A 16,913-nucleotide genomic window follows, 5' to 3' on the forward strand; every position below is an offset into this window, starting at 1 on the left:
ACAGCTCTGGGGTCGTCAGGGTGGCGTAGAGGGGTGGCCGGGTGTTGATGACGGCGAGCTGGTCGTACATGAATCTCCTGCGTGACGGGGAGGCGTCATCGACGCCGCGGTGAGGAACGGGTCAGGGTTCACCGCGGCCGCGTGCCGCGGGACGTCAACGAGGACCGGCGCCGACCTTGGTTCTCCGGTCGCGGGACCTGCGTGCCAGAAGGGGCTACCGACTCACTCACGAATGGCGGGGAACGTATCGCCCACCTCGGCCTCGGCGCAAGACGTACCAGGCTCCAGAATCGACGGCGGGTTGAGACCGCCACCGCTTCTGGTGCGCTCCGTGTTCCCGCCTTGGAGCGCTCTGACACGCCGTCAGAACCCTTGTTCATATCCGCCGCCGGTTCAGAGCTTCCGGCGGGAGATCGCCGGCGCTGGCGCGTCGTCGCAGGTCGCGTGACCATGGACGTATGAGGGCCATCTGGAAGGGTGCCGTGACGTTCGGGCTCGTCAACGTGCCCGTCAAGCTGTACAGCGCGACCGAGGACCACGACGTGCCCCTGCACCAGGTGCACGACAAGGACGGCGGGCGGATCCGCTACCGGCGGGTGTGCGAGCTGGACGGCGAGGAGGTGGCCTACCAGGACATCGACCGCGCGTACGACGACGGCGAGCGCACGGTGGTGCTCACCAAGGAGGACTTCGGCGCGCTGCCGGCGGAGGCGAACAGGGAGGTCGAGGTCGTCGAGTTCGTGCCGAGCGACCAGATCGACCCGATCATGCTCGACCGCACCTACTACCTCGAGCCCGACTCCAAGAGCCCCAAGGCCTACGTGCTGCTGCGCCGCACCCTGGAGGAGACCGACCGCACCGCGATCGTGAAGTTCGCGCTGCGCCAGCGGACGCGGCTCGCGGCCCTGCGGGTGCGCGACGAGGTGCTCGTGCTGCAGACGCTCCTGTGGGCGGACGAGGTGCGCGAGGCGGCGTTCCCGTCGCTGGACGGCTCGGTCACGGTGTCCGACAAGGAGCTCGCGATGTCGGCCCAGCTCGTCGAGAGCTACGAGGCCGACTTCACGCCGGACGAGTACGAGGACGAGTACCAGGTGCAGCTGCGCCAGCTCATCGACGCGAAGATCGAGCAGGGGGAGGCGCTGGACACGTCGGAGACGTTCGGCGAGCAGCCTGAGAAGCAGGAAGCGGACGTCATCGACCTGATGGAGGCCCTGCGGCGCAGCGTCTCGGGGTCGAAGGGCGCCAAGGACGAGGACGAGAAGCCGGCGGCGAAGAAGGCTCCGGCCAAGAAGGCGCCCGCGAAGAAGGCGCCCGCGAAGAAGGCGCCCGCGAAGAAGGCGCCCGCGAAGAAGGCGCCGGCGAAAAAGGCGCCGGCCGCGAAGACGGGTTCCGGGACCTCCCGGCGCAAGACCGGCTGACGCGCCCAGTCAGGCGCGGGGGCGCGCGGTCGTGGCGCGTGCCGCCGCGACGTCGCGCACCAGGACGAGCAGGTCGTCGATCTCACGGTCCCCGAGGCCGGTCGCCCCGAACGAGGCGAGGGCGTACAGGCCCTCACCCATGAGCGACACGGCCCGCGAGAGGACGGGGTCGCCGAGCTCCTCGCGCACGGTCTGCGTCCACGCGGCCTGCGCCTCGTCGAGGACGTCGCGGGCGCGCGGGTACGGGCCCTGCGCCAGGCGCGAGACGGCGAGGTAGACCACCCCGAACTCGCCGTCGATGACGGTCGAGGTGCGCAGCAGGTAGTCGGCGGCGCCCTCGGGGGCGGCGCGCATCGTCTCGACGTCCGCGCTGGTGAGCGCACTCAGATGGTCGAGCACCCCGTCGACGAGGGCGTCCTTGGACGGAAAGTGGTAGAGCAGCCCGCCCTTGGAGACCCCGGCCCGGTCGGCGACCGCCTCGAGCGTCGCGGCGCGCTCCCCGGACTCGACGAGGAGCTCGGCGAAAGCGCGCAGGACCTTGGCACGGGCGGCGGGGGGCGGAGGCATGTGACAAGCCTAGTGGCGGGCTGTTACTGTACCGGCTGGACGGTGCGGAAGTTCGACGTCACCACGTCGCCCCGACCGCCCAGGCGTGCACGAAAGGCAAACCCTCATGACCTCTCTCCTGGAGCAGACGCGCCCCGCGCCCGGCGAGACCCCCGGCCCGGCCTGGCGTCGCTGGACGGCGCTCGTCGTCCTCATGCTCCCCGTGCTGCTCGTGTCCATCGACAACACGGTGCTGAGCTTCGCGCTGCCGCAGATCTCCGAGTCGCTCGCGCCGTCGGGCACCCAGCTGCTGTGGATCGTCGACGTGTACCCCCTGGTGCTCGCGGGCCTGCTCGTGCCGATGGGCTCGTTCGCCGACCGGGTCGGCCGGCGCCGGCTGCTCCTCGTCGGCGCGGTCGGCTTCGCGGCCGTGTCCGCGGTGGCCGCGTTCGCCCCGACGGCGGGCGCCCTGGTCGCCGCGCGCGCCGGCCTCGGCTTCTTCGGCGCCATGCTCATGCCCTCGACGCTGTCGCTGCTGCGCAACGTCTTCACCGACCGCGAGGAGCGGCGACTGGCGATCGCGATCTGGGCGGCCGGTTTCGCCGCGGGGTCGGCGGTCGGGCCGATCGTGGGCGGCGTCCTGCTCGAGCACTTCTGGTGGGGCTCGGTGTTCCTGCTCGCCGTCCCGGTGCTCGCGCTGCTGCTCGTGCTCGCGCCGATCTTCGTGCCCGAGTCCCGCGACCCCGCGCCCGGGCGGCTCGACGTCGTCTCGATCGTGCTGGTCATGGCGGCCATGACGCCGGTCGTCTACGGGATCAAGACCCTCGCCAAGGGCGGGGCGGGCGCGCTCGGCCTGGCGGCGATCGCCGGCGGCGTGGCGATGGGTGTGCTGTTCGTGCGCCGCCAGCTGCGGCGGCCCGACCCGATGCTCGACGTGCGGCTCTTCGCCGTCCCGGCGTTCACCGGCAGCGTGCTGGTCAACCTGCTGTCCGTCTTCGCTCTGGTGGGCTTCCTGTTCTTCGTTTCCCAGGACCTTCAGCTCGTCATCGGGCTGTCGCCGGTCGAGGCGGGGCTGGTCCTGCTGCCCGGGACGATCGCGATGGTGATCGCGGGGCTCTCGGTCGTCAGGGTCGTGCGCCGCGTGCGGCCCGCGCACGTCGTGGCGGCGGGCCTCGGCCTCTCCGCGGTCGGGTACCTGGTGACGGCGCTGACCGCCGGGCGGGGCGAGGTCGCGTGGATCGGGCTCGCGTTCGTCGTGCTGGCGCTCGGGGTGGGGTCGGCCGAGACGGTGTCGAACGACCTCGTCGTGTCGACCGTCCCGGCGGCGAAGGCCGGCGCGGCGTCCGCCATCTCCGAGACCGCCTACGAGGTCGGTGCCGTGCTCGGCACGGCCGTGCTGGGCGGCATCCTCACGGCCTCCTACTCCGCGTCGGTCGTCGTGCCGCACGGCGTGCCGGCCGCCGACGCCGTGACCGCCACCGAGACGCTGGGCGGTGCGACGAGCGTGGCGGCCGGGCTGCCGGCCGACCAGGCGGGCGCGCTGCTCGACTCCGCGCACGCGGCGTTCGGCAGCGGCGTCGTCGTGACGTCGGCGATCGGCCTCGTGGCCGTGCTCGTCGCGGCCGGGATCGCGCTGACCATGCTGCGCGACGTGCGGTCCTAACCCGGGTCGGCCCCGAGCGGCGTCGCCCGAAGGTGGCGCCGCCCGGCGCGTTCCGCCAGGGTGGGGGGCGATGACCGCGCACCACCCTGAGCACCCCGACCGGCCCGCCACCGAGCCCGCGACCGACCCCGCCGTCGACCCCGGCGCCGGGCAGCCGGGCGGGACGCCGGCCCGCGGGCGCCGGACCCCGCCGCGCTGGGTGCGCTGGACGCTGGCGGGCGTGGCCGCCGGGCTGGCCTGCCTCGCGTTCGGGGTCACGAGCGCCACCGCGGAGCTCGGCTTCGGCCCGCACGAGGCGACCTACGACGTCGACACCGACGGCCTCGTCGTCGTCGACCTCGGACCGCTGGGCACGCTCGAGATCGACTCGCCCCTGCCGCTGGGGCTCGGCGTGGACGTCACGGTGAAGGAGATCCCCGCCGACCTGTCCGCGGTGACGGCGGCCAGCACGCTCGACGCGCTCGGCGCCGACCTCGAGAGCTACCTGCAGTTCTTCTCGAGCCCGGACGTCGCGGTGCGCAGCGTCGCGTGGGCGCTCGCGGTGGACGCGCTGCGGCGCACGCTGCTCGCCATGGCGGCGCTCGCTGTGGTCGGGCTCGCCGTCCGCGTGCTGCTCGGCGCGACCCGACGGCGCGAGCTCGCCGCCGTCCTCGGCCCCCGCACGTGGGAGATCACGGCGGGCGTCGCGGTGGTGGGGCTCGTCATGACCACCGTCGCCTCCGGCGGCGTCGTCCCGGCGTCGCAGGGCGTGCCGGCGTCGCCCGTGTTCGCCGGCACGGCCCTCGAGGGCGCGCGGATCACCGGCCGGCTCGCCGGCGTCATCGACACGTACGGCGGGCAGCTCATCGGGCTGTACGAGGAGAACCAGGCGTTCTACGCGGCCGCCGACGCGAGCCTCGTGGACTCGTGGAACGCGTTTGAGATCGGGCAGGCCGTGCGCGACGGCACGCCCGCGGAGGCCGACCAGGCGGGGCCGGCGGACGGCAACCCTGGCACGCCGCCCGCCCCGCCGTCGAGGACCCCGTCGGCCGAGCCCGAGGAGTCGGTGACGATGCTGGTGGTCTCCGACCTGCACTGCAACACGGGGATGGCGCCGCTGATCCGCACCGTCGCGGAACGGTCGGGCGCCGAGATCGTCCTCAACGCCGGCGACACGACGACAAACGGCACGTCGGTCGAGAAGGCGTGCGTCGACGCGTTCGCGGCGGCCGTGCCGCGCGGCGCCCGGATGGTCGTGGCGGACGGCAACCACGACTCGCAGGTGACCTCGGCCCAGGAGGCCGCCCACGGTCAGGTGATCCTCGACGGTGAGGTGGTGGAGGTCGCCGGGGTGCGGATCCTCGGGGACCGCGACGCGCTCGAGACCCGGGTCGGGTCGGGCACCGCCGTCGCCCGCGAGCAGACGCCGGAAGAGCAGGGCGCGGCCCTCGCTGCCGCCGCGTGCGAGGACGGCGCCGTCGACCTGCTCCTGATCCACACGCCACCCGTGGGCCTGGACGCCATGGAGTCCGGCTGCGTGCCGTTCCAGGTGTCCGGGCACACCCACCGGCGCTCCGGGCCGGAGCAGGTGGGCCAGGGCATCCGGTACGTCAGCTCGTCGACCGCGGGGGCGGCGCCGAACCAGCCGACGGTGGGGCCGCTGCGGGGGACGGCGGAGATGACGCTCCTGCGCTTCGACCCGCAGAACCGGCGGGTCGTCGACACCCAGCTCGTCGAGGTCGAGCCGTCGGGCCACGCCACCGTGCACTACCGGCAGCCCGTGCCGGAGGTGGAGCCGCCGGCCGAGGACGTGCTCTCGTCCTCGGGGGTCGCGCCCCGCGACGACGAGGACGGGCCCGACGCGTCGCCCGCACCGTAGGCTCGACGCGTGCCCGCCGAGACCCCGCCCTCCGAGCCCACGCCGGACGCCGCGCCGTCCGCGCTCGTGGACCCCGCCGAGCTCACCCCGGTCGCCCAGGACTACCTCAAGGCGGTCTGGTCCGCCCGCGAGTGGTCCGACGAGAAGGTCACGACGGGGCTGCTCGCCGACCGCCTCGGCGTCGGGCCGTCGACCGTCTCGGAGACGGTGCGGCGCCTCACCGCCCAGGGGCTGCTGGGCCACGAGCCCTACGGCGGGGTGTGGCTCACCGACCTGGGCCGGCGGTACGCGCTGGTGATGGTGCGCCGGCACCGGTTGCTCGAGACCTGGTTGGTGCGCGACCTCGGCTACGCGTGGGACGAGGTGCACGACGAGGCCGAGGTGCTGGAGCACGCGGTCTCCGACCGGCTCGTCGAGCGGATCTCCGCGCGGCTCGGGAACCCGGACCGCGACCCGCACGGCGATCCCATCCCGCGGCCGGACGGGCGGGTCGTGCGCCCGGCCGCCGTGCCGCTGGTGGAACTCGACGCCGGCGGCCGCGGCGTCGTCGCGCGCATCTCGGACGCCGACCCGGAGGCGCTGCGCTACCTCGCCGGCCTGGGCCTGGCGCTCGACCTGCCGCTCGCCGTCACCGAGCGCCGGGAGTTCGCCGGCACCGTCGGCGTGACCTGGGAGCGCGACGGGGTGCCCGTCGCCGTCGACCTCGGGCTGCTGGCCGCGTCGCGCATCTGGGTGGTCCCCGCGTAGGCTTCCCCTCGTTCCCCGACGGCGTGCGCACGGTTCTCGTGCCGCGCCGTCGAATCGTTTCGAGAGGCTGCGCGTGCGACGACCCCACCCCGTGACCCTGGCGCTGCTCGCCCTCGCGCTCGGCGGGTTCACCATCGGCACCACCGAGTTCGCGACGATGGGGCTGCTGCCGCAGATCGGCGCGGACCTGGGCGTGAGCGACCCCGTCGCCGGGCACGCGATCACCGCGTACGCGGTCGGCGGCGTCGTGGGCGCGCCGCTGCTCACCGTGGCCGCCGCGCGGATGTCGCGGCGCCGGCTGCTGCTGTGGCTCATGGGCGCCTACACCGTCGCGAACGTGCTGTCCGCGGCGGCGCCCTCGATCGAGACCCTGGTCGCGGGCCGGTTCCTCGCCGGGCTGCCGCACGGCGCGTTCTTCGGCGTCGGGGCCGCCGTCGGCGCGGTCGTGGCCGGGCCGGGGCGTCGCGGGCACGCCGTGTCGATGATGATGACCGGGCTGACGGTCGCGAACGTCGTGGGCGTGCCCCTGTCGACGGCGGTGGGTCAGGCGCTGGGGTGGCGGGTCGCGTTCGTGGTGATCGGGCTGCTGGGCGCCGTGACGCTGCTCGGCGTCTGGAGGTTCGTGCCCGAGCACGGCCCCGTGGACTCCAGCGTGCGCCGGGAGCTGGGCACGCTGCGCAACGGCCCGCTGTGGATCTCCTTCGCGGCCGGGGCGATCGGCTTCGGCGGGCTCTTCGCCGTCTACACCTACGTGGCGCCGACCGTCACGACGGTGACGGGGATGCCCGAGAGCGCGGTGCCGTGGGTGCTCGCCGTGTTCGGCGTCGGCATGACCGTGGGCACGCTGCTCGGCGGGCGGCTCGTCGACCGCAACGTGCTGCGCACCGTGATCGGAGGCTTCGTCGCGACGGCGGTCTCGCTCGTGGTGTTCGCGCTCGTGGGGACGATGCCCGTGCCCGCCGTCGTGGCGCTCTTCGCCCTGGGCGTGACGTCGCAGGTGCTGGGGCTGGCGATGCAGACCCGGCTCATGGACCTGTCGCCGCGGGCGCAGTCGCTCGGCGCCGCGCTGTGCCACTCGGCGCTCAACCTCGGCAACGCGAGCGGGGCGTTCTTCGGCGGGCTCGTCATCGCGGCCGGGTGGGGCTACCTGGCGCCCGCGTGGGTCGGTCTCGCGCTGACGCTCGTCGGCCTGGCGATGGTGCTGGCGTTCGGCCGGCAGCGGGCAGCGGTGCCGCAGACTCCTGCGGCGGCCGGCGATGACCGGGCTGAGGCGGAGGCGTGCGGTACCGTCGCGCCGTGAGCCCCACGGTGCGCGACAAGACGACCCCCGACGACGACGCCCTGGCGGCCGGCCCCCGCGGGCTGTCCGCGCGCACGTTCGGCGTGCTGCTGACCGTGCTGGGCGCGATCGGATTCGCCGGCTCCTTCTGGCTCTCCTACGAGAAGATCGAGAGCTTCCTCGACCCCGACCGGGTCGCGAGCTGCACGATCAACATCTTCCTGTCCTGCAGCGTCGCGATGGACTCGTGGCAGGGGTCGCTGCTCGGGTTCCCGAACCCGTTCCTCGGCCTGGCGGCGTTCCCCGTGGTGATCACCACGGGTGTCGTGGTGCTCACGGGCGCCCGGCTCCCGCGGTGGTACTGGCTGAGCCTGCTTGCGGGGTCGGTCCTCGGCCAGCTCCTGGTGTTCTTCCTCATGTGGACGAGCTTCTACGTGCTGGTCAAGCTCTGCCCCGCCTGCATGGTCGTGTGGACCATCATGTGGCCGCTGCTGTGGTTCCAGGTCGTGCGCGCCGTGCAGGAGGGGCACCTGCGGGTGTCGGACGGGCTGCGGCGCGCCGTCGTGGGCAACCGGGGCCTCGTGCTGATCATCGGGTACGTCGTCGCCGTGGGGTGGCTGCTGCTGGCCGTGGGCGGCCCGCTGTTCCGCTCCTTCGGCGTCTGAGCGACCCCCGAAAACCTGCCGGGGCCTCGGGCGACGGCCGGTAGACTCGCGCGGGTGAGCACGCCCGAGAACTCCGCCCCCTCCGCCGCCGGCAGCCCGGTCCAGAACGAGCCGGCACACCGCTACACGCCCGCCCTCGCGCAGCAGATCGAGGAGCGCTGGCAGGACCGGTGGGAGGAGCGGGGCACGTTCTGGGCCGCGAACCCGAAGGGTGCGCTCACGGACGGCGACGGCGAGAACGCCGGCGCCGGCCGGCCGTTCTTCATCATGGACATGTTCCCGTACCCCTCGGGGGCGGGCCTGCACGTCGGGCACCCCCTGGGCTACATCGCCACCGACGTCGTCGGCCGCTTCCGCTCGATGTGCGGCGACAACGTGCTGCACGCCCTGGGCTACGACGCCTTCGGCCTGCCGGCCGAGCAGTACGCCGTGCAGACGGGGCAGCACCCGCGCACCACGACCGAGCAGAACATCGTCACCATGAAGCGCCAGCTGCGGCGCATGGGACTGGCGCACGACTCGCGGCGCACGTTCGCCACGATCGACCCCGAGTACGTGCGCTGGACGCAGTGGATCTTCCTGCAGATCTTCGACTCCTGGTACGACGCGGGTGCGAACAAGGCCCGGCGGATCAGCGAGCTCGAGGCCGAGTACGCCGCCGGCACGCGGGAGGTGCCGGGCGGCGTCGCGTGGGCCGACCTGGACGCCGGCGCCCGCCGTGACGTCGTCGACGCGCAGCGCCTGGCCTACGTCGACGAGTCGCCGGTGAACTGGTGCCCCGGGCTGGGCACCGTGCTGGCCAACGAGGAGGTCACGGCCGACGGGCGCTCCGAGCGCGGCAACTTCCCCGTCTTCACCCGCAACCTGCGGCAGTGGAAGATGCGCATCACCGCGTACGCGGACCGCCTGACCGACGACCTGGAGCTCATCGACTGGCCCGAGAAGGTCAAGTCCATGCAGCGCAACTGGATCGGCCGCTCGACGGGCGCGAACGTGCGCTTCGACGTCGTCGGCACCGCCGAGTACGACGCCGCCGGAGCGGGGGAGCAGGTCGAGGTCTTCACCACCCGGCCCGACACGCTGTTCGGCGCCACGTTCATGGTCGTCGCGCCGGAGCACCCGCTGCTCGACGAGGTGCCGGCGGCGTGGCCGGAGGGCACCCGCGTGCCCTGGACCGGCGGGCACGCGAGCCCCGTCGAGGCCGTCGCCGCCTACCGGCGCGAGGCCGCCGCGAAGACGTCCGTCGAGCGCCAGGCCGACGCCGGCAAGAAGACGGGCGTCTTCACCGGGCACCTGGCCGTCAACCCCGTGAACGGCCAGGCGGTCCCGGTATTCACGGCCGACTACGTGCTCATGGGGTACGGCACCGGCGCGATCATGGCCGTGCCCGGCGGGGACCAGCGCGACTTCGACTTCGCCGAGGCCCTGGACCTGCCGGTGGTCTACACGGTCGAGCCGGCCGACGGCTTCCCCGAGGGGTTCACCGGGGCCTTCGGCGGCGAGGGCCGGGCGATCAACTCCGCCAACGACGAGATCAGCCTCGACGGGCTGGGCGTGGCCGACGCCAAGGCCAAGATCGTCGACTGGCTCGAGTCCAAGGGTGCCGGCGAGGGCACCACCACCTACCGGCTGCGCGACTGGCTGTTCAGCCGCCAGCGGTACTGGGGCGAGCCGTTCCCGATCGTGTGGGACGCCGACGACCGCCCGGTCGCCGTCCCCGCCGCGATGCTGCCCGTCGACCTGCCGGACGTGCCCGACTACGCGCCGCGCACCTTCGAGCCCGACGACAAGGACTCCTCCCCGGAGGCGCCGCTGGGTCGCAACGACGACTGGGTGAACGTCACGCTCGACCTGGGCGACGGGCCGAAGACCTACCGCCGCGACACCAACACCATGCCCAACTGGGCCGGGTCGTGCTGGTACTACCTGCGCTACCTCGACCCGACCGACTCCACGGACGGCCCGGCAGCGGGCACGGCCGTCGTCGACCCGGAGCTCGAGTCGTACTGGATGGGCCCGCGGCACAACGCCACGTCGGGCCCGGCGGGCGGCGTCGACCTGTACGTAGGCGGCGTCGAGCACGCCGTGCTGCACCTGCTGTACGCGCGGTTCTGGCACAAGGTGCTGCTCGACCTGGGCCACGTGACGTCGCTGGAGCCGTTCGGCACGCTCTTCAACCAGGGCTACATCCAGGCGTACGCGTACACCGACGACCGAGGCGCGTACGTCCCGGCGGCCGACGTCGAGGGCGACGAGCAGACCGGGTTCACGTACCAGGGCAAGGCGGTGAACCGCGAGTACGGCAAGATGGGCAAGTCCCTGCGGAACGTCGTCACGCCCGACGAGATGTACGAGCAGTACGGCGCGGACACCTTCCGGGTCTACGAGATGTCGATGGGCCCGCTGGACCTGTCGCGGCCGTGGGAGACCCGCGCCGTGGTCGGCTCGCAGCGCTTCCTGCAGCGGCTGTGGCGCAACGTCGTCGACGAGGAGACCGGAGCCGTCACGGCGACGGACGAGGAGCCGGACGTCGCGACCCTGCGCGCGCTGCACCGCGCCGTCGCCGACGTGCGCGTCGAGATGGAGCACATGCGGCCCAACACGGCGATCGCCAAGCTCATCACCTACAACAACCACCTCACCGGCCTGGACCGGGTGCCGCGTGCCGCCGTCGAGCCGCTGGTGCTGATGGTCGCGCCGATCGCTCCGCACATCGCGGAGGAGCTGTGGGAGCGGCTCGGGCACGGGAGCTCCCTGGCGCGCGAGCCGTTCCCGACGGCCGACGAGCAGTACCTCGTCGAGGACACGGTGACCTGCGTGGTGCAGGTCAAGGGCAAGGTGCGCGGTCGGCTCGAGGTGCCGCCGTCCATCTCGGACGACGACCTGCAGGCCGCCGCGCTCGCCGAGCCGAACGTGGTCCGGGCGATCGACGGCGCGGCCGTGCGCAAGGTGATCGTGCGCGCGCCCAAGCTCGTGAACATCGTCGTCTGAGCTTGTCGACCCCGTTGTCGCGACCCCGGGTGGCGGCCTCCCGCCTCGAGGGCGCCCTGGCGCGCAGCCAGGGCGCCTTCGGCACGCCCGCGCTCGCGCTCCTGCACCGCAAGGAGGGGCCGCTCGTCGTCGCGCTGCTGTCGCTGATCTTCTCGCCGGGCCGGGCCACGGTGCCCACGGAGCAGATGCACGTGGAGGTCGACGACCTGCTCGCCGAGGCGCGGGCCGCAGGTCATGACGACGTGCCCGACGACGCCGCCCGGGCGCTGTGCTCGCGCTGGGTGGCGGGCCGGTGGTTGGTGCGGGCGCTCGACGACGACGGCGCGGAGCAGTACCAGGTGAGCTCGCACGCCGCCGAGGCGCTGGCGTTCGTGGACCGGACGCAGGGTGCGCGCGCGCTCGTGAGCGAGTCGCGCATCCGCACGCTGCTGGTGGCCCTGGAGGGGCTGGCGCGCGACGCCCGCCCCGACCGCGAGTCCCAGCAGCGCGCGCTGCGGGAGCAGGTCGCCCGGGCCCACGACGAGATCGCCGCGGCCCAGGCCGAGCTGGCGCGGCTGGAGGCCGGCGGCCCGGTGGTCCAGGCGCCGGCGGAGCGGCTCGTCGAGCAGTTCGACAACGTCGCCGCGCTGGTGCGCGAGCTGCCGGCCGACTTCGCGCGCGTGGCGGAGTCGATCGCCGAGCTGCAGCGCAGCATCGTCACCAGCCTCCGGCAGGACGAGCGCCCGACGGGCGAGGTGCTCGGCGCCTACCTCGACGCCTCCGACACGCTGATGCAGCGGACCCCCGAGGGCCGCGCGTTCGCCGGGGCGATGGAGCTGCTGCGCGACCCGCGGCTGCTCGGACAGGTCGACGAGCGGGTGCGCGCCGTGCTCGCCCACCCGTTCGCCCACGACCTCCCGGCCGAGCGGCGCGAGTCCGTGCGCGCCCTGTACGCCCAGCTCCTGGCCGCGGTCGACGGGGTGCTCGACGCCCAGGCGCGTGCCTCGCGGACCATCACCCAGCAGCTCACGGTGCACAACCCGCTGCGCGACCGCGAGCTCGACGCGGCACTGCGGGAGGCGACCGCCGCGATGGCCGACTGGTTCCCGACGTCCGGACGGGCGGCCCGCGTGGAGCCGCTGCGCTGGCTGGAGCGCGCCCGCCTGGGGCGGTTCCGCGCCCACCTGCACGACCTGGAGCCCGACACGCTGCCCGACGCCCTCGCCGACCTCGACCCCGCGGACCATGACCCCGGCGCCGACCCGGGAACGCTCCTCGGCGGGCTGCTGGGCATGGGCGGCCCGCGCTACGCCGAGACGACCGCTCATGCGGCGCGCGTGCTGCGCGAGCGCGGCGGCGCCACCGTCGACGAGGTGTTCGCCGCCGCGCCGCCGGAGCTGCGGCGGCCGGTGGAGCTGCTCGGCTACCTCGAGCTCGCGGCCCCCGAGGGGCTCGAGGCCGTGCTCGCCGACGGCGACGTGCCGCCCGCGCGGCTGCGGCGCATCACCGCCGTCCGCGCCGACGGCAGCACCCGCGAGCTGGTGCTGCCGGCCGTGGCGATCGAGATGCCGGGCAGCGACGGACCCACCGACGAGCCCGCTGACGAGCCCTCTGACGGGCCCACCGACGAGAGGGAGACCCCCGCATGACCGAGGTCGCGCCCGGAGGCACGTTCGTCGAGCCGGCCGGCATGGAGGACGACGTCGCGGCACTGTTCGCCGGCGACCTGGGCGTGCTGCCGTACGACGCGCGCCGGGCGCTGGCGCTGGTGCTCCAGCGGCGGTACCTGTCGGCCGCGGCTCACCCCGCGGAATGGCGGGCGCTGCTCGCGCACCAGAACGTGCTCGCGTCGCGCTGCCACGACATGTTCGTCGAGCTGGTCGTGGACCGCGACTACGAGATCGCGTACAAGCGGCAGGTGCGGGAGGCGGGGCTGAGCATCCCCGTGCTGCTCAAGGACGAGCCGTACAAGCGCGTCGAGACGCTGCTCATGCTGTTCGCGCGCAACCGGTTCCGGCAGGAGCAGGGCGCGGGGGAGCGGGCCGCCCACGTGGACGCCGAGGAGCTGGTGGACTACGCCCTCGGCTTCCTGGCCGCGGGCGAGACCAACCTCGCGGCGCGGCGCCGCGAGATCGACAACGCCATCGGCGCGCTGGTGCGCGAGCACGTGCTCGACGAGGTCGCCGACGGCCGGTTCCGGGTGCAGCCCGTCGTCGAGATCCTGCTGCCGGTCGAGCGGCTGCGGGCGCTGACGGCATGGCTCCGGAACCCGTCGGTCGCGCCGGTCGGGACCACGGACGACGAGCCGGACGACGAGACGGACGACGCCTCCGACGCGGTCGACGAGGACGAGGAGGCCCCGGCATGACGATCACGAGCGACCCGGCGGAGCAGGTCGCCGCACCGCGCATGCAGCAGTCGCTGTTCGGGCTCATCCCGACGGCGTCGGACGGGCGGCAGTGGACGGCCCGGTCGATGCAGCTGGTGAGCTGGGGCGGGTACCACGGGTACCACGAGGTGCGGTTCGCGGGCACGACGACGCTGCTCACGGGGGCGTCCGGCTCCGGCAAGTCGACCCTGCTGGACGCGTACATCGCGCTCATGATGAGCCACACCACGCCCTTCAACGGCGCCTCGAACACGGCGACGAGCGGTCGGGCGCGGGGGCAGGAGCAGCGCAACGTCGTCTCGTACGCGCGAGGCAAGCTCGACGAGCAGCGCACAGCCGGGGCGGCGACGGCGAAGGACCGCGTCCTGCGGGGGGAGACGTCGGACACCTGGTCGGCGATCGCGATGACGTGGTCGTCGCAGGCCGGCGAGCGGTTCACCGCGCTTCGCGCCTGGTACGTGCCGCGGGGCGTCCACCGCACCGACGAGACGGTGGCGGTGCGCGCCGTCGCCGACCGCGACGTGTCCCTGCGCGAGCTCGAGCCGCTGGTGGCCCAGCGCTTCGCCAGGTCCGGCCTCACCGCGGCGGGCCTGACGGCGTTCGACACGGACAAGGCGTTCGCGACCCGACTGCACGCGGCGCTCGGCATCGGCGCGGCGGGCGACGGCGAGAAGGCGATGCAGCTGCTGGGCCGCATCCAGGCCGGCCAGCAGATCACCACCGTCGACTCCCTGTACAAGGCGATGGTGCTGGAGGAGCCGGAGACGATCCGGGTGGCCGAGCGCGCCGTCGAGCACTTCGACGAGCTCAGCGAGGTGCGCGCCGAGATGGACACGGCGCAGCGCCAGGTCGACGTGCTGCGCCCCATGCTGACCCACCGGGCGGCGATCGACTCGGCCGCGGCCGCGCGGCGGCGGGTCGACGAGCTCGGCCCGGAGGGCGCGCCCGACGGCGGCGTCACGCCGTTCACGGCCTGGCGCGACCGCACGCAGCTCGACCTGCTGCGTGCCGCCGAGGGCGAGAACCGGGCGCAGCACAAGGCCGCGGCCGAGCGCGTCGCCGTCGCCGAGGAGCGGCTCGCCGCGGCGGACGCCGAGCTGGAGCAGGTGCGGGCCGACCAGCGGCGCAACGGCGGCGACGCGATCGAGGCGGCGGAGCGGGAGGTGCGCACCGCCGAGCAGCGTCTCGCCGAGGTGCGGCGGGCTCGCGCGGAGCTCGAGGGGCACCTGGCGCCCCTCGAGCGTGAGGTCGCCTCCCGGCGCGAGCTGGAGCGGCTGCACGCCGACGCGAAGGCGTACCGCGAGGAGCGGGACCGGCACACGGACGCGCTGTCCGAGGCCGTCGTCGAGGCCGCCGCCCGCGAGCGGGAGGCGGGCCTTGCACTGGCAGACCTGGAGCGTGAGGAGGCCTCGCTGAAGGCGCGCCGGGGCAACGTGCCGCGCGAGCTGCACGAGGCGCGCGAGGCGCTCGCCCGGGCCGCGGGCCTGCGGGTCGAGGACGTGCCGTTCGTCGGCGAGCTGCTGGAGGTGCGCGGGGAGTACGAGCCCTGGCGGGACGCGATCGGCCTCGCGCTGGGCGGGTTCGCCGTCACGCTGCTCGTCGACGAGACCCGGCTGGAGGCGTTCCGCGCCGCCGTCGACGGCGTCCGCTCGCCCGTGCGGGTGCACTACGAGGGCGTGACCACCGGCCTGCCGCTGCACGAGGAGGCGGACCGGTCGTTGCTGCCCGGGCGCCTGGAGGTCAAGGCCGGTCCGTTCGGCGGCTGGCTCGCCGGGCGGCTCGCCGAGCGGTTCGCCTACGTCTGCGTCGACGACCCGGCGGAGCTGGCCGGGCACGACCTGGCGCTCACCCGCGCCGGGCAGACGGCACAGGGCCGGCGCGGCGCCCACGGCGGGCAGGGCCGCGCGTCGGCGCTCGGGTTCAGCAACCACCGACGCCTGGAGCAGCTCGCCGAGCAGATCGGCGTGGCCCACCAGGAGCTGCGCCGGTCCGCCGAGGCGCTCGCCGGGGCGCGGCTGCGGCAGAAGGGGGAGGCCGACCACTTCGTCGCCTACAGCCAGGCGCTGCGCGCCGAGTGGGACGACCTCGACGTGCGCGGCGCGGAGGCGCGGCTCGCCGAGCGGCGTGAGCGGCTCGGGACGCTCGTCGCCGGTTCCGACGTCCTGCGCGCGCTCAAGGCGGACGAGGACGGGCTGCGGGCGCGCGTCGACGAGCTGTACCGCGAGCGCGCCGCGGCGCAGCACCGCGTGACCGAGCTCGGCGCGTCGTGGGAGCAGATCGGCGACCAGGTGGACCAGGTGGCCGACGCCGTCGAGCAGGCCGACGCCGAGGGGATCGAACCGACGGCGGAGCAGGAGCGGCGCCTGACCGAGCTGATGACGCAGGTCGGATGGTCGGGCGTGGCCGGCACGCCGGGTAGCGGGCTCGCGGACCTCACGACCGCCGTGGCCGCCGTCGTGCGCGAGCTGAGCCACGAGCTCCAGGCCGCCGAAGAGGCGGAGCGCGCGGCCCGCGCGGCCCTGGCGACGCTCTTCGAGCGCTTCGACGACAGCTGGCCCGACCCGAACCGCAGCGCCGATCCCGACGCCGCGTACGCCGACTTCCTGCGGATCTACGAGGAGCTGGAGTACCAGCAGCTCTACCGGCTGCGGGACAAGTGGTCCGTGCACCTGCGGCAGATGTCCGGCGACCAGCTCACCCGGCTCAACAACGGCATCGCCCAGGCGGTCGCCGAGATCCGCGACCGGATGGAGCCCGTCAACGCGATCCTGGCCACGCTGCCGTTCCGCGACGACGTCCACCGGCTGCGCATCACCGCCACCCCCCTCGAGGGGAACGACGTCGCGTCGTTCCGCCGGCTGCTGCGCGAGCTCGCGACCACGCCGGCGGGCGACGTGCCCCTCGCCGAGCACGAGCGGCGGTACGCCCGGATGGTCCGGCTCATCGACCGGATCCGCCCGGACAGCCCCGAGCGGCGCCGGCTCGTCGACGTGCGCGACCACGTGCGCATCAGCGCCGAGTGCGTGGACCTCGACGGCAACCACGTGAGCGTCTACGACCACATCGCCGGCAAGTCCGGCGGCGAGTCGCAGGAGCTCGTCGCGTTCATCGTGGGCGCCGCCCTGCGCTACCAGCTCGGCGACGCCGGTGCCGAGCGTCCCCGGTACGCGCCGGTCTTCCTCGACGAGGCGTTCATCAAGGCCGACGCCCGGTTCGCCGGCCGCGCCGTCGGGGCCTGGCGTGGGCTCGGCTTCCAGCTGGTCGTCGGCGCGCCGCTGGACAAGGTGAGCGCGCTGGAGCCGCACGCCGACGTCGTGCTGCAGGCCATCAAGGACGCGAGCGGCAGGTCGCGGCTGGTGACGCTCGTCGGACGGTGAG

11 protein-coding genes are annotated in these 16,913 nt (G+C 74.2%); 10 read left to right on the forward strand and 1 reads right to left on the reverse strand.

Translation table 11 applies throughout. From position 1 onward, the window contains the following. Window positions 1-458 precede the first annotated feature (458 nt). Window positions 459-1,418: a non-homologous end joining protein Ku gene (gene ku / locus ABD254_RS18405; RefSeq protein ID WP_344250186.1), complete on the forward strand. Its 960-nt coding sequence runs from the start codon at window positions 459-461 to the stop codon at window positions 1,416-1,418. A 9-nt stretch (window positions 1,419-1,427) separates the two neighbouring features. Here ku and ABD254_RS18410 read toward each other — a convergent pair whose 3' ends face one another. Continuing rightward, a complete protein-coding gene (locus tag ABD254_RS18410; protein ID WP_344250188.1) occupies window positions 1,428-1,985 on the reverse strand; it encodes a TetR/AcrR family transcriptional regulator in 558 nt (185 codons plus the stop codon). Between the two features lie 106 nt (window positions 1,986-2,091). Between ABD254_RS18410 and ABD254_RS18415 the strand changes: the two genes are divergently transcribed. From ABD254_RS18415 to ABD254_RS18455, 9 genes are all read left to right on the forward strand, one after another. Beyond that, window positions 2,092-3,627 carry an MFS transporter gene (locus tag ABD254_RS18415; RefSeq protein WP_344250190.1) on the forward strand — a complete coding sequence of 512 codons (1,536 nt, stop codon included), beginning with the start codon at window positions 2,092-2,094 and terminating at the stop codon, window positions 3,625-3,627. A 70-nt stretch (window positions 3,628-3,697) separates the two neighbouring features. Next, window positions 3,698-5,485 (forward strand): metallophosphoesterase, encoded by a 1,788-nt coding sequence (locus ABD254_RS18420; RefSeq protein ID WP_344250191.1) that lies wholly within the window; start codon window positions 3,698-3,700, stop codon window positions 5,483-5,485. Between the two features lie 9 nt (window positions 5,486-5,494). Next, window positions 5,495-6,232: a metal-dependent transcriptional regulator gene (locus tag ABD254_RS18425; protein WP_425553860.1), complete on the forward strand. Its 738-nt coding sequence runs from the start codon at window positions 5,495-5,497 to the stop codon at window positions 6,230-6,232. Window positions 6,233-6,305: 73 nt separating this feature from the next. After that, complete coding sequence (locus tag ABD254_RS18430; protein WP_344250192.1) at window positions 6,306-7,532, forward strand: MFS transporter; 1,227 nt, start codon at window positions 6,306-6,308, stop codon at window positions 7,530-7,532. Continuing rightward, window positions 7,529-8,176: a vitamin K epoxide reductase family protein gene (locus ABD254_RS18435; RefSeq protein WP_344250194.1), complete on the forward strand. Its 648-nt coding sequence runs from the start codon at window positions 7,529-7,531 to the stop codon at window positions 8,174-8,176. Before ABD254_RS18430 ends, ABD254_RS18435 begins: the two co-directional genes overlap by 4 nt. Window positions 8,177-8,230: 54 nt before the next feature. Then, the gene (leuS, locus tag ABD254_RS18440) at window positions 8,231-11,167 is read left to right on the forward strand and encodes a leucine--tRNA ligase (RefSeq protein WP_344250196.1); all 2,937 of its coding nucleotides are present in this window, start codon (window positions 8,231-8,233) and stop codon (window positions 11,165-11,167) included. A gap of 29 nt (window positions 11,168-11,196) precedes the next feature. Then, complete coding sequence (locus ABD254_RS18445; protein WP_344250198.1) at window positions 11,197-12,795, forward strand: DUF3375 domain-containing protein; 1,599 nt, start codon at window positions 11,197-11,199, stop codon at window positions 12,793-12,795. Next, on the forward strand, window positions 12,792-13,514 hold the full coding sequence (locus ABD254_RS18450; protein ID WP_344250200.1) for a DUF4194 domain-containing protein: 723 nt from the start codon (window positions 12,792-12,794) through the stop codon (window positions 13,512-13,514). Before ABD254_RS18445 ends, ABD254_RS18450 begins: the two co-directional genes overlap by 4 nt. Next, on the forward strand, window positions 13,511-16,912 hold the full coding sequence (locus tag ABD254_RS18455) for an ATP-binding protein (RefSeq protein ID WP_344250202.1): 3,402 nt from the start codon (window positions 13,511-13,513) through the stop codon (window positions 16,910-16,912). Before ABD254_RS18450 ends, ABD254_RS18455 begins: the two co-directional genes overlap by 4 nt. Window position 16,913 lies beyond the last annotated feature (1 nt).

Source organism: Isoptericola hypogeus, from assembly GCF_039531145.1.
Classification (GTDB): domain Bacteria; phylum Actinomycetota; class Actinomycetes; order Actinomycetales; family Cellulomonadaceae; genus Isoptericola; species Isoptericola hypogeus.

Coding starts and splice junctions, on each gene's coding strand:
- ku (WP_344250186.1), top strand. CDS start 459: ATGAGGGCCATCTGGAAGGGTGCCGTGACGTTCGGGCTCGTCAACGTG.
- ABD254_RS18410 (WP_344250188.1), bottom strand. CDS start 1,985: ATGCCTCCGCCCCCCGCCGCCCGTGCCAAGGTCCTGCGCGCTTTCGCC.
- ABD254_RS18415 (WP_344250190.1), top strand. CDS start 2,092: ATGACCTCTCTCCTGGAGCAGACGCGCCCCGCGCCCGGCGAGACCCCC.
- ABD254_RS18420 (WP_344250191.1), top strand. CDS start 3,698: ATGACCGCGCACCACCCTGAGCACCCCGACCGGCCCGCCACCGAGCCC.
- ABD254_RS18450 (WP_344250200.1), top strand. CDS start 12,792: ATGACCGAGGTCGCGCCCGGAGGCACGTTCGTCGAGCCGGCCGGCATG.
- ABD254_RS18455 (WP_344250202.1), top strand. CDS start 13,511: ATGACGATCACGAGCGACCCGGCGGAGCAGGTCGCCGCACCGCGCATG.